Origin of the sequence: Methanonatronarchaeum thermophilum, from assembly GCF_002153915.1 — an archaeon.
Taxonomy (GTDB): Archaea; Halobacteriota; Methanonatronarchaeia; order Methanonatronarchaeales; family Methanonatronarchaeaceae; genus Methanonatronarchaeum; species Methanonatronarchaeum thermophilum.
Map to the genome: position 1 here is coordinate 213176 of NZ_MRZU01000003.1, position 13841 is coordinate 227016.

Below are 13841 nucleotides of genomic sequence, written 5' to 3' on the forward strand. Positions count from 1 at the left end.
GAGGCATCCATATGATTCCAAAGCAATATGACCCAGAGACTGCGGAAAGTAAATACGATTACTGGATGGAGAGTGGTGTATACGAATTCAAAGACAGTGGAGCAAAGAAATACATAATAGATACACCACCCCCCTACCCAACAGGTAATTTCCATGTAGGTAACGCCTTAAACTGGTGTTACATAGATTTTGTAGCTAGATATAAACGGATGGCCGGGTATGACGTTATGTTCCCACAAGGCTGGGACTGCCATGGCCTACCAACCGAAGTAAAGGTTGAAGAAACCAGAGACATCACCAAATCGATGGTTTCCAGAAAAAAATTCCGCGAATACTGCATGGAGCTAACCCGAGAAAACATCGGTAAAATGAAACAGACAATGAAAGACCTCGGGTTCAGCATAGACTGGAACCAAGAATACATAACGATGGACCCCGAGTACTGGGGTAACACACAACGGTCATTCTTAGAGATGGCTGAAAACGATTATGTATACAAAAGTGAACACCCAGTAAACTGGTGTCCTCGATGTGAAACCGCAATTGCCTACGCTGAAGTAGAACACGTCGATCGTGAAACACAACTAAACTACCTGAAGTTCCCCCTAAAACAAAAAGAAAAACCACTTGAGATAGCAACAACCCGCCCCGAACTACTACCATCATGTGTAGCCGTAGCAGTACACCCCAAAGACGAAAGATACAGCGAACTAATCGGCCTAACCACAACAGTACCAATATTCAGAAACGAAGTCGAAATAATAGCAGATGAAAACGTAGACAAAGAGTTCGGTTCAGGAGCAGTAATGATCTGCACATTCGGAGACAAACAAGACGTAAGGTGGTGGATGAAACACGACCTACCATTAATCAAAGGAATAGATCAAAAAGGACGTCTAACCGAAGCAGCAGACGAATTCAAAGGAATGGACGTAAAAAAAGGTAGGAAAGCAATAACCAAAAAACTCGACCAAGAAAACATCCTAATCAAAAAAGAAAAACTAAAACAAAGCGTAGGAGTATGCTGGAGATGCGACACACCAATAGAGATACTATCCGAAAACCAATGGTTCGTTAAAGTAAAACAAGAAAAAATAAAAGAAAAAGCCAGAGAAATCAACTGGATACCACAACACATGTACCTAAGGCTAGAAGACTGGGTAGAGAAAATGGAGTGGGATTGGTGTGTATCAAGACAACGCATATTCGGCACACCAATACCAGCATGGTACTGCCAAAACTGCAACGAAACAATACTAGCAGACAAAGACGAAGTCCCGATAAACCCCATAGAAACAAAACCTAAACAAACATGCGACTGCGAAAACCCAGACCTAAAACCAGAAGAAGACGTCCTGGACACATGGATGGACTCCTCCATATCAAACCTACAGATAATCGGCTGGCCAAACCAAAAACACAAAAACTACCACCCAACCCAACTAAGACCCCAAGGACACGACATAATACGCACATGGGCATTCTACACCATACTAAGATCAGAAGCACTAACAAATCAAAAACCATGGGACGACATACTAATCAACGGAATGGTATTCGGTGAAGACGGAAACAAAATGTCCAAAAGCCTAGGAAACATCGTAGCCCCAGAAGAAGTAATCGAAAAAGAAAGCGCCGACGCCTTCAGACTATGGGCCGCCATAGGAGGAGCACCCGGAAACGACATACAATTCAGATGGAAAGACGTTAAAGCATCCTCAAGATTCCTAAGAAAAACATGGAACGTCCTAAGATTCACACTACTAAACCTAAACGCAGACAACCACGACACAAAACCAACAAACCTCCGACTAACAGACAAATGGATAATACACAAACTCAACAACACAATAGAAACCGTAACCGAACACATGAACAACTACCAATTCAACAAAGCCGTAGAAAAAACCAGAGAATTCCTATGGAACGACCTCGCCGACCAATACCTAGAGATGGTTAAATGGCGTCTATACAGCGAAAAAGACTACGCCGCCGAATACACCATGTACCACTCAATAAACACCGTAATAAAAATGCTAGCACCATTCGCCCCATTCTTCACAGAAGAAGCATACCAACAATACCAACAAACAACAATACACAACACCCAATACCCAACACCACTAGAAATCGAACTCGACAGTAAAATAGAAAAACAAGGCGAAACACTCAAAGAGATAATCAGCACAATAAGAAGATACAAATCAGAAAACGGAATACCACTAAACGAAGAAATAGATAGAATAGAAATATACAACTCACCAAAATACATAGAAAACAACAAAAAAGACATATCCAACACAGTATGGGCAAAAGAACTCTACATAACCCAAAAACAACCCCAATTCAACAAAAAACTAGTGGAAATCAAACCAGACATGTCAATAATCGGCCCAAAATTCAAAGACAAAGCACCAGAAATAACCCAAACAATAAAACAAAAACCCCCTCAAAAAATCAACAACAAAATAGAAAACGGATACCTCAAACTAGACATAAACGGAGAAACCATCGAAATAAAAGAAGAAGCACTAGAATTCATAAAAACACCAACCTCAGAAGGTAAAGAAATCGACATACTAGAGATAGACAACATGACAATAGCACTAACAAAAAACACAAAAACAAACTAAAAAACAACCGGAACCAAAAATGGTTCCGGAACCCACAAACCCCTTAATACTTATATTACCTAAAAAATATAGACACCATATTTATTTAAAGATTTTATTTAGTTTTTTAGAGGTCTAGTTGGTTTTTTATTAGTTGAAATGCTTTTTCTGTGATTTGATCGATTTCTTGGTTTGCGTTTATTCTAATGAACCTATTGGTATCTTTATTAGCTATACTGTTGTATTTTTCAGTTACTTTTTTTAGAAATTTTTTGTTTTCAAATTTTATTTGATCGTGTTTGATACGTTTAACAGAGGTCTCCGGATCGATATCTAGTAGTACGGTTATGTCAGGAATTATAGTGAAGTCTTTTCGTAGATCGGTTAGGTAATTGATTGGGTTTTCAAGTTCTCCCTGGAGAGTTGTTCCTTGGTATGCATAGAAACTATCACTGTATCTATCAGAGATAATGATATTACCTTCCTTTAACGCGGGCTCTATCGTTTCCCGTACGTGATGTATGTGGTCCGCAGTGAATAGGAAGGCCTCTGAAAGAGGGTCAACTTCTCTCTTCAATCCCTCTCTAACTGAGTCTCCTAACCAAGAGTCTGTAGGTTCTTTCGTTAATAAAACCTGTTTATCTGTCTCCTCTTTGAAACGTTCCCCAAGTTTCTGGACCAATGAACTTTTACCAGAACCATCAATTCCTTCAACAGTAATCAATTTACCTTTCATCGAAAACCTCAATGTGTTTTTAAGCATTAATATAAAATAATTAACCTATCTTTAGATTTAAGAAGTTAAGGGGTGGTCAAGAGGGTTTATTGTTGTTTTATATTGTTTATTATTTCTATTACTGTTTTTGCTGTTGTTTTAACCGGTTTTGATATTTCTTTCCCTAAGATGATCTGTTTTGGCTGTATTCCGATTAGATATATATCTAGATTGTTGATGCGTTCATGCAGTATTTCATTAAATACGGGTATAGGCATTCTATGAGATGATATTGTTTTCTTCTCGATCTCACTTGCTTGTGTTATAATTAAATCACCAGGCTTTCCATTGAATTTGGTGGAATCTATCAATATTAATAGGTCTGGATTTATTTCAACAATATTTTTTATGTAAGCTTCGGGGTTTTTACCACAATCAAGTGTTTTAATCCACCCGGTTTCTTTAACTTGGCTTATGATGTAGGGGCCTACAGCGTCATCGCCTTTGATGTCATTTCCAATTCCACAGACTAAAATACAGTTCCTACCTTCCACAATTTCCATTATTTTTTCTTTAGGATTCATTTTTATTTAAGGTATTTTTAGTTATCTGTTTAGTTAGTTTTGTTTCAGTATTCAGCGTTTATTTTGATGTATTCTGGTGTTAGGTCGCAGCCCCATCCTTTTATTTCTGCGTTTCCGTTATTCAGGTTGATCTGGATTTTTATTGTTTTTTCCTTGAGTTCTTCGGTGATTTCTTTATCGATGTTAATGGTTCCTTGTTTTACAACGGTTTTTCCATTTATTTTTATTTCGATTTGTTCGGGATGGAAATTAGTTTTTGAACGTCCCAATGCAGCTACTATTCGTCCGAAGTTTGGGTCTTCACCATATATTGCTGTTTTTACAAGAGGTGAGTTCAATACGGTTTTAGCTGCTTTTCGGGCTTCTTGTTCGGTTTTTGCGTTGGTTATAGATAGTTCTATGAGTTTTGTTGATCCTTCTCCGTCTTCAGCTATTTTTTTGGCCAGTTCTTTACATACGTTCTCTATGTCTTTCCATACCTGTTTTTTGTTTTTTGTGTACTCGGCCTCTGCTTTTCCAGTAGATATTAGTAGGGCTGTATCGTTGGTGCTTGTATCGCCGTCAACAACCACCATGTTGAATGTGTTGTCAACTGCCTTTGTGAAATTGTTTTCCATTTCTTTTTGCGGTATTTCTATGTCTGTGAATATGAATGCGAGCATTGTTGCCATATCTGGCTCTATCATTCCAGCTCCTTTCGCTATCCCAGCTACTGTGTAGTTGTCTCTCTCTATTTTTATCGATTTAACTTCGGTGTCTGTGGTCATTATTGCCTTAGCAGCTTCAATTCCACCATTTTCTGTATCAATGTTTCTAACTGCCTTTTCCACCGCAGTTTGAATCCAGTCACGGTTTAAATAACTCCCTATCTTACCTGTTGAGCAAACAAGGTTTCGGCCTTCCATCTGTTTCGACATCCATCTAGCATCTTTTAATCCTCGTTCCCCTGTGAAAGCGTTTGCACAACCACTATTAACGATTATGTTATCGATTCCTGGGTCTTCATTCAATAGGTTTTGAGAATATACAACTGGAGCCGCCTGAACCTTGTTTTTGGTGAAGGTGCCAACACACCTACCAGGTGTAGAGATAACTGCTATACCGTTTTTACCATCTTTAAATCCATATGCCTTTACGCCTTTAACACTACAGATACCTTTTTCACTCATCCTTTAACTCCTTCTCACGTTTATTCACTATAGAATCGATTAGGTCTTCTCTTGCAACGATACCAACCAGTTTTCCGTCTTCAACAACTGGGAGTCTATTGATTTTATGTTTAGACATCAGGTTAGCAGCTCGATATATCTCGTCTTCTGGAGACACCGTGTATACCTTCGAGGTCATAACCTCTTCAACTAAAATCTCCTTCTTATCTTCCAATATTTTTTTATATTTTTTCCAGTCAAGAGCAGTTCGAATAGGAATCTCAATCAACTCAAATGGATTCGGAAGCCATAGGTCTCTAGGAAACTCAACATCTTCTTCAAGAGTGCTTAAAATATCGGCTTCACTTATTATTCCAACAAGCCGGTCTTCAGAATCCACTACAGGCAAGCCACTGATCTCCTTGGATTTAAGTTTCAAAGCAGCTTCCCTAATCGTATCGTCATTATTAACTGTAAATACATCCGGATTCATAACTTCTTCAATATTCATCTAAATTCACCAACTACAATAATATCTATCAACACCTACAAAACGGTTTTTATGGGGAGAGAGGTATAGCTTTAAGCCCTAAATCCTCGGGTAAACCCATCATTACATTCGCATTCTGGATGGCTTGGCCAGCAGCTCCTTTAACAAGGTTATCTATAGCTGAAACAATGACAACACGACCTTCCTCCTGACTGAAACAACCAATATCGACGTAGTTCGACCCCCTAACAGAACTTAATTTAGGAACATCATCATAAACACGGATAAACCTACAGCCACTATAGAACTCTTCATACCTACCTTTAACATCATCTACATCACAACCGAAAACGTGTGTTGTAGTCATTATACCCCGAACCACAGGTATAACATGCGGAGTGAAATGCACTTCACCTCCAAGAACCATCTTCATCTCTGCTTGATGCCTATGTGTAGTAACCTTATATGGATTCAAGTTTCCATCAAGATTTGGAAAATGAGATGCAGAACTTGGTTTCGCTCCAGCTCCGGAAATCCCCGATTTAGAATCGAACAATATTCTATCAACATCATCCTTAATTGGATATGCAGAAAAAATAGCTCCAGTAGGATAACACCCTGGATTAGCAACCAAATCTGCTTTCTTGATCTCCCTTCGATGCAATTCAGTTAAACCATACACAGCTTTCCTACCAACATCACAATGCTCAACTTCATAAACCTCCTCATAAACACCGAACGGCAATCGATAATCAGCACTCAAATCAACTACCTTAATACCTCTTTCCAAAAAAGAAGGAACATAGTTCATCGCTTTCGTATGAGGAACAGCAGTAAACACAAGATCCGCATCTAAAGAAGAGTCCGGTGAAACAAACTCATCATCAACCAATCCACGTAAACTAGGAATATACTCCCCAATCTCAACACCCTCCTCACTCCTAGATGTCGCAAACTCAACATCAAACTTCGGATGATTCACTAAAAACCTAAGCAACTCAGACCCAGTATATCCAGTACCACCAATTATACCAACACTAACCATTAAAACTCCTCCATCAAAATAAATCAAAGTTTCAAATAAATATTACGCCAAACAAATAACAATGGTGACTAAAAACGAAAAAAGTTTGCACAACACCTACAAAAAAACAAAAACACATACATTAAAACTTCAAACCATACTTAAAAACTAGATATAAAAAAAATAAAAAAAGTATGTAATGAGGAAAAAACCTCAATTACACGTTCTGTTAGATTATTTCGTCTAGTGCTTTTACGGCTGCTGCTGCGTTTGGTGCGTATGCGTTTCCGCCTACGTCTTCGTCTACCCATTCTTGGGTGACGGGTGCTCCGCCGTAGATGGTTTTTACGCCGAGTGGTTCTACTGCTTGTTGGATTCTTTTTTGTTCTGGCATTGTTGTTGACATTAGTGCTGATGCGCCTACGATGTCTGCGTCGCTGTCTTTTACTGCTTGTACGAAGTCGTCTACTGGTATGTCTCTTCCTAGGTCGACTACTTCGTATCCGTTTCCTCTTAGCATGCTGGCCACTACTTTCTTTCCGATTTCGTGTATGTCGCCTTCAACTGTTGCGATCACTACTGTTGCTTTCTGACCGCTCTCTTCACCTGTTTCTTCCAGCACAGGCCTTAAAAGCTCCATACATTCTTCCATTGCATCTGCAGCCATCATAACTTCAGGCAGATAAATCTCAGCCTTCTCAAACTGATCACCCACCTTCTCCATACCACTGGCAAGCCCTTCCTGAATAATATCCTTAACAGGCATGCCCTCATCAATACCTTTCTGCGTCCACTCCTTCGCCATCTCAATATCCTGTGTCTCAATAGCTTCCTTCAACTTCGCCAAAATCTCATCAGACATAAATAAATACCTCTTTTTTACTTACATTTAGTGTTTTTATCTGCTTTTATAGCATTTCTTTTATTTCTGTTTTAACTGAGTTGTAGACATCCCAGTATTCGTCAGTTGGTGTTAGGTCGTCTATGTTGTAACATTGTGATAGTGATTTTCCTGTTCCGAGTTTTGTGTTGTTGGGGTCTTTTGTTGCGTCGGCTTCTGCTAGGTTTTCTGTGTATTCGTCTACAAGTTCGTTTAGCACTTCGTTTACTTTTGATGTTTTCATTCCTGCTGCAGCGTTTGCTGCTTCGGCCATACATCTTGTTTCCATTGCGGTTGTGTGGTCTTCAAGTACACCTTTTGCTGATGCTGATCCTGAGAGTATGGACCTTCCGCTTGCTGTGTCTGCCATTGCTTGTGCTGCTACTTCTTTTAGACACATTTCTGTGCATGGTCCTGAGATTGGGTAGTATTGGTTTCCGATAAGTAGGTCTGTGTTTTCGGATATTGCGGCTGCTGTGTGTGCTGCGACGGCTAGTGTTTCTCTTGATGTTGTTATTCCCCATCTTACGTGTATGGGTCCATCTAGATGCCATGAACCGTTTAGTGTTGTGAAGCTTGCAAGGTGTGATACTGTGTCTACGAGGACGGTTTCCTCTAGTCCTCCTGCGTATCCTCCGAATAACGGCATTTGTTCAACCATTATTGTGTTGTTGTTTTCGATCCAGGATGCGATCATGTTGAGTGCTGCGTCGTCTATTTTAACTTCGTTTAGTTGTGAGACTTCGTGGCTGTCACATTGTCTCATTCCGTTGAAGGTGTCTGCTGCTGCTCGTCCTGCCGCTGAAAGCGGTGTCTCTGGACCCTATATGCCCATTTCGGGTCTTCCTGCTCGTATGCAGGCTTCTCGGATGCTTCTTAGTTCAAATAGTGTTCCTTTTATCTCCCATGGACTTCCTGCTGGGGTTTCTTCTCCTCGCACGCTGTTTGGAACTCCGTCAACTATTGTGTCTATTCTTGGTTCTTGAGCGTATGTTTGATGCATTTTTACAAAGAGGTCTTCGGATACAGGTGCTCCTGTTGGCCCTCCTTGTATGAGTGGTGGTCTGCTTGGGTTGCCACCTCTGTTGTACATCCAAACTGCGTCATTTCCAGCTCCTATTGTTAGTTCGGTTGGAGCTTTTTTTAGCCCTTCATGGATTTCGTCTTCATTAACTTCCATTACTTTCTCTCGATCCATGTTGAAGTATCCCATGTCTGTGAACATGGCGATAGCTGCTTCAAAAATATCTTTTTTAAGCTGTTTGTCCTCTGGTATTATTTTCCTTTGATCAATCTCTATGTCGTATTCCTCAACGTATTCTTTTGCCTTCATTGGTAGGATTTTTCTATCCCACTCGTTTTCTGATACTTTCTCGCCTTGGCGGAATCTTAGGTCCGCTTCGTAGACATCTAGTCCACGACATTTTAGGTTTTTGGACATGTTATCTCCACCCTATCGATATGTAGACAACTTCTATTTAAAACTTACTTTATTTTAGGTCTCTTTCTTTTCGTAGGTTAATTATATTGCTTTAATTTAGCTATTGTGGACTAAAAACAGCTATAAATAAAATTTGTTTGTATAACTTCAAATAGATTTTATTTGTTTTATTTCTATAATCAATCACCTGAAAAAGCCATATACGCCAAACTACATGCACCCAAGGCCAAAGGATCAAAAAAACCCCTACCTTCAGGATACGGTCCAACTGGAACACCCGGTAAAACAAAATAACTATCCCCATCAACAAAAACGTCACTATAACAAACATTCGACACAGATGGGGTTGCATCAATCACAACATCAACCTCCCCAACCCCATCAATATACCTCTCAACCGGATAAGCCCCTAAACAACGATCAACCTTACCAACATCAATGTCATGAACAAAAAAAGAATCTACAAACCCATCTAGAGCCAACTCCGAACCAAACAAGTAGTCAAGCATCCCCCCACCAATATCTCCAAGACCAACAAGCAGACAAGATGAACAACTAAATTTCTCCACCAACAACCTAGTTAAAATAGAGTAAGCACGAGAAGTAGAACTATCATTATCACTTACGTTACGAGAAACAAGATCAATACCGACAAAAGCCTGATCATCAGCCATCAAAACACCGTCAAAATCCCCTTCAAAAGACCTACTAATACCAAACACATCACGTTCAACAACAGAGGCATCAAAACCAACATACCTCAAAACCTCACAGACAGCATCAGAAAAAAAAGGAATCTCACCATCCCCACAACTCAAAGGAACAACAGAAACAGATTTCTCAGACTCAACCAAAACATTATCAAAAAAACCACCACCCCTACAAACCTCCCTAAAAGACAAACCCGTAAAACGCCTTAAATCCCTATCAATATCATTTAAATTCTCAACAACAGAACAAACCAACCGTTCATCAAGTCTGGTCATCACATATAATAAAAACCTAATAAATAATGAAAATTACCAACAAAAACACCAAAAAGAGATAAAAAACAAAGATTCAAAAGAATTTATTTAAATGACAAATCAATAAAAACCTGTTATGAGAACAAAAGTAGAAGAACTAATCGAAGAAAACATAAGACCAAAACTACAGATGGATGGTGGAGATATAGAACTCGTAGATATAGAGGACAAAATAGTTAAAGTAAGATTAACAGGTGCATGCGCTGGCTGTCCAATGTCCCAAATAACACTCAAAAACACAGTAGAACAATACCTAAAATCCGAAATACCCGAAATAGAATCCGTAGAATCCGTCTAAAACAAACAAAAAAATCTAAAAAAAACTACATACTCTAATTATATAGCTATATTATTTTATGACTGATTTTTCACACTTAAAAAACGGAAAGGCCAGTATGGTCGATATAAGCAACAAAACCAACGTCAAACGAACGGCGACCGCCGAAGGTGAGATCAAACTAAAAAAAACTACCATAGAAGCAATCAAAAACAAAGAAATAGAGAAAGGAAACGTACTGAACACAGCAAGGATAGCCGGAATCCAAGCAATCAAAAAAACACCAGAAAACATCCCCCTATGCCATCCAATACCGATAACAGGAATCGACATAGATTTCAAAACAAAAAAAGACAAAATCAAAACAATAGTAACCGTAAAAACCATCGGTAAAACCGGAGTTGAGATGGAAGCAGTAAACGGAGCAACAACAACCCTCCTAACAATACTAGACATGGTGAAATCCGCAGAAAAAAATAAACACGGAGAATACCCCACCACCAAAATCGAAAACATTAAAATCACCAAAAAAACAAAGGTCGATTTAAATGACTAAAAAACACGACAAATCAGGTACATTCAAAATAAAAGTAATAACAGTAAGCGACAGCAGAACACTAGAAAACGACATTTCAGGCAAAACAATACAAAAACAACTTGAAAAAAAAGGCCACAAAGTAAACAGAGAGATCATCAAAGACGAAGAAAAACAAATAATCAACAGCCTAAAAAACTACAACCATGATGCATATATCTACTGTGGAGGGACAGGTATCTCAAAAAGAGATGTCACCGTAGAAACACTCACACCCCTATTCGACAAAAAACTACCAGGTTTCGGAGAATATTTCCGAAACAAAAGTTTCAAAGAAGTCGGAAGCCGAGCTATGCTAAGCAGAGCAACCGCAGGAATAAAAAACCAAAAACCCATATTTGCAGTACCTGGATCAAAAAACGCATCCAAACTAGCATCCAAAATAATCACAAAAGAAATAGGCCACATAATCAACCACGCAAAAAGACCTTAAACCCTTATTTTTAAAGAAACAAAAACATCCTAACCTAAAATAACCACCAAAACTAAATTCAACAATTTTATTTAAATCAAATACTTAAAATCTAACAATGGTAACTGAAGGCGTAGAAGATTATCTAGAAGCGATTTCAAAAGCCCTAGAAAAAAATGAAAAAGCCAGGACAAACGAAATCGCCCTACAACTTGATGTAAGTGCATCAAGCGTTACAGAAATGCTTCAAAAACTAGATAAACAAGGATATATCGATTACGAAAAATACCAAGGAGTAACTCTCACAAATAAGGGAAAAGAAATAGCTGATGACGTCATCGAAACACATGAAGCAATACGCCGCCTATTTCTAATGCTTGGTGTCTCAAAAGAGAACGCTGAAAAAGACGCCTGTAAAGTTGAACACCACTTAAGTGACGAAACAATAACGCAACTCAAAAAATTTGTCAAATACATCGAAGAAACTTTCGAAGGAGACCTATCAACAGTTAGAGAAATAAAAACAGAGCTAGACAAACTTAAAAAACAAAAAAAATAGTTTTTATCCACCAGCTATCGGTGGAAAGATAGCTACCCTATCCCCTTCATCAAGTTCTGTGTCAAGTTTATCAAGAAACTCGATATTCTTTCCATTTTTAAGAACCATCACATTATCCCTAAGTTCATTATCACTAAGTTCATCATCTACAAACAACCTATCTCCCAACATAGGATATCTATTATCCAACTCACCTAGTAACTCCATTATGTTGTCAGCCTCAATCTCCAATTCACTTGAATCCACTATCTTTTGGAAGGTAGCAAAAAGTTTTACTTCAACCATAGTTATGAAAGTGTATTTAAGGTGGTTTATCTTAAAACCACCCCAAAAAATTAGTTGTGAACACTGTCAAGTTGTTCATCGGATACGTCGAAGACCTCATTGTGTGGTGGTAGTTTTTCTTCCCTCATAAACTCTGGAATTCTATCGTTTTGTTTTGTCATACCAGCTGCTTTATTAAACTCTCTCTCCGTTTTTAAGACATCCATTCCATATTCCGGTATATCTTCAACAGTCATATCGGTTCCTAAAACACCGTTTACTTCTTCTATAACTCCTTCCAAAGCTTCATCGATATCCAGTAATGCGAATGCCGTGAACAAACAGTGTCCAACCGAGTCTATAGCTGCTGTTGTTGCTTGCATTTCCCTTGAAAGATCCGTTTTATTTTCGATTTCAAGTGGGTCTCTTTTACCACCAACACCTAACACTTCCTGGCAAATTGAGTATCCAGCTGTGTGATCTGCTCCCATTGTTGATGTTGCGTATGTTATTCCAATTCCTTTAACAGCTCTAGGGTCATATGCAGGCATTGCTTGGCCTTTAACTACTGGAATCCTTGTAACACCTAAAGCATCTCCAGTAAACTTGGCTCCATTAACTATAAGTTTACCTAGAGCTGTGTTTTCTTTAACCTCTTCTAGTAACTCTAAAGCTGCTTCTCCATCACCGAAATCTATTAAACCTCCATCCATGGCTACTGCTAATGTTGCTCCTGTTTCTATCGTATCCATTCCGAGGTCATTGCATTTACGGTTTAACTCACCTATAATATCTAAGTCATATATACCGCAGTTTGGTCCTAAAGCCCAGACAGATTCATACTCTAGTACTCCAACAGGATCTGACCCGTCTTCCTTTGTCCAAACTTCAGAACATCGGATTATACAGCCTGGACTACATGTATGAGGGTTTACCCCACCTCTTTTTTCAATCTCTTCAGCTTTTTTTTCACCACTAACCTTCTCAGCCTTCTCACTCTGTCCTTCAGAGAAGTTGTTTATAGGTAAAGCACCAACTTCATTTACAATATTTATTAGAACACTTGTTCCATAGTTTGGTAAAGCACCATCAGGCTTGGTAACATCATGTTCCTGTAAACCGTCTACAACTTTTTTACGGCCCTTTTTGAACAACTCCCTATCTTCTATCTCAACACCAGGCGCATCAGCGTCATCGACCACTATGTATTTCAAACCTCGAGATGCCATAACAGCTCCTAATCCACCACGACCTGCATATCTTGTTGACATTCCCTCAGGATCATTGAAAGCGATTCCAGAGTTAAATCCAGATATTTCTGCAGCAATGCCAACACCACAGACACTAACATCACCAAACTCACTATTTAAGTCCTCAAAAGCTTGATATAATCCAACTCCAGACCATTCCTCAGCAGAAACTAAATCAACACCATCTTTATCAATCTTCAACAACTTATATTCGTCAGACTGGCCTTCAACAACAATACCACGTATCTGAAGTTTCTTCAACGCCTGACTGAAATCAGTCCCTACATTTGATTCTTTAATACCACCCGTCAAAGGAGATTTAGCCCCAACAGAAAGCCTTCCAGTCGAAGGAGCGCTAGTTCCCGTTATCAACCCAGAAGAAAAAACTAACTTGTTGTTCGGCCCTAACGGATGACACTGAGGATCAACTTCATCAGCAATCACATTTGAGGTTAAAGCCCTACCAGCATATGCATCGTACTCATCAGGAACATCTTCAAAACTGACATCACCACTATCCATATCAACACGAAGAATTTTTTCCGTCATCACAACACTAGTTAAA

Annotated in this window: 14 protein-coding genes and 1 pseudogene; 5 read left to right on the forward strand and 10 right to left on the reverse strand. The window is 39.0% G+C overall.

The window, feature by feature from the left end; genetic code table 11:
- Positions 1–11: 11 nt before the first annotated feature.
- A complete protein-coding gene (locus tag AMET1_RS02255) occupies positions 12–2633 on the forward strand; it encodes a valine--tRNA ligase (protein WP_086636860.1) in 2622 nt (873 codons plus the stop codon).
- 106 nt (positions 2634–2739) lie between these two features.
- Here AMET1_RS02255 and tmk read toward each other — a convergent pair whose 3' ends face one another.
- The 8 genes and pseudogenes from tmk to AMET1_RS02295 all read right to left on the reverse strand — a co-directional run bounded on the left by tmk (position 2740) and on the right by AMET1_RS02295 (position 9880).
- The gene (gene tmk, locus AMET1_RS02260) at positions 2740–3348 is read right to left on the reverse strand and encodes a dTMP kinase (RefSeq protein ID WP_161490725.1); all 609 of its coding nucleotides are present in this window, start codon (positions 3346–3348) and stop codon (positions 2740–2742) included.
- Between the two features lie 86 nt (positions 3349–3434).
- Positions 3435–3911, reverse strand: a complete 477-nt coding sequence (locus tag AMET1_RS02265; RefSeq protein ID WP_086636862.1) for a hydrogenase maturation protease — start codon at positions 3909–3911, stop codon at positions 3435–3437.
- Between the two features lie 44 nt (positions 3912–3955).
- Positions 3956–5080, reverse strand: coding sequence for a bifunctional glutamate N-acetyltransferase/amino-acid acetyltransferase ArgJ (gene argJ / locus AMET1_RS02270; protein ID WP_086636863.1), 1125 nt, complete (start codon positions 5078–5080; stop codon positions 3956–3958).
- The gene (locus tag AMET1_RS02275) at positions 5073–5552 is read right to left on the reverse strand and encodes a CBS domain-containing protein (protein WP_201721243.1); all 480 of its coding nucleotides are present in this window, start codon (positions 5550–5552) and stop codon (positions 5073–5075) included. Before AMET1_RS02275 ends, argJ begins: the two co-directional genes overlap by 8 nt.
- Positions 5553–5619: 67 nt before the next feature.
- Complete coding sequence (gene argC / locus AMET1_RS02280; protein ID WP_086636865.1) at positions 5620–6594, reverse strand: N-acetyl-gamma-glutamyl-phosphate reductase; 975 nt, start codon at positions 6592–6594, stop codon at positions 5620–5622.
- Positions 6595–6802: 208 nt separating this feature from the next.
- Positions 6803–7435, reverse strand: a complete 633-nt coding sequence (locus AMET1_RS02285; protein WP_086636534.1) for a cobalamin-dependent protein — start codon at positions 7433–7435, stop codon at positions 6803–6805.
- 46 nt (positions 7436–7481) lie between these two features.
- A pseudogene (locus AMET1_RS08035) lies at positions 7482–8894 on the reverse strand (monomethylamine:corrinoid methyltransferase).
- Between the two features lie 179 nt (positions 8895–9073).
- Entirely contained in the window at positions 9074–9880 is an 807-nt protein-coding gene (locus AMET1_RS02295) for a hypothetical protein (RefSeq protein ID WP_143406810.1), read from the reverse strand.
- Between the two features lie 115 nt (positions 9881–9995).
- Between AMET1_RS02295 and AMET1_RS02300 the strand changes: the two genes are divergently transcribed.
- The 4 genes from AMET1_RS02300 (at position 9996) to AMET1_RS02315 (ending at position 11762) form a co-directional block, all read left to right on the forward strand.
- Entirely contained in the window at positions 9996–10217 is a 222-nt protein-coding gene (locus tag AMET1_RS02300) for a NifU family protein (RefSeq protein ID WP_086636867.1), read from the forward strand.
- A gap of 58 nt (positions 10218–10275) precedes the next feature.
- The gene (gene moaC / locus AMET1_RS02305; protein ID WP_086636868.1) at positions 10276–10752 is read left to right on the forward strand and encodes a cyclic pyranopterin monophosphate synthase MoaC; all 477 of its coding nucleotides are present in this window, start codon (positions 10276–10278) and stop codon (positions 10750–10752) included.
- Positions 10745–11224, forward strand: coding sequence for a MogA/MoaB family molybdenum cofactor biosynthesis protein (locus tag AMET1_RS02310; RefSeq protein ID WP_086636869.1), 480 nt, complete (start codon positions 10745–10747; stop codon positions 11222–11224). The genes moaC and AMET1_RS02310 overlap by 8 nt, the downstream gene beginning before the upstream one ends.
- 97 nt (positions 11225–11321) lie before the next feature.
- Positions 11322–11762, forward strand: a complete 441-nt coding sequence (locus AMET1_RS02315; protein WP_086636870.1) for a metal-dependent transcriptional regulator — start codon at positions 11322–11324, stop codon at positions 11760–11762.
- A 3-nt stretch (positions 11763–11765) separates the two neighbouring features.
- On the opposite strand, the gene AMET1_RS02320 is transcribed toward AMET1_RS02315, so the two are convergent.
- Positions 11766–12047 carry a ubiquitin-like small modifier protein 1 gene (locus tag AMET1_RS02320; RefSeq protein WP_086636871.1) on the reverse strand — a complete coding sequence of 94 codons (282 nt, stop codon included), beginning with the start codon at positions 12045–12047 and terminating at the stop codon, positions 11766–11768.
- Positions 12048–12097: 50 nt separating this feature from the next.
- A complete protein-coding gene (locus AMET1_RS02325; RefSeq protein ID WP_086636872.1) occupies positions 12098–13825 on the reverse strand; it encodes an aldehyde ferredoxin oxidoreductase family protein in 1728 nt (575 codons plus the stop codon).
- Positions 13826–13841: the final 16 nt, after the last annotated feature.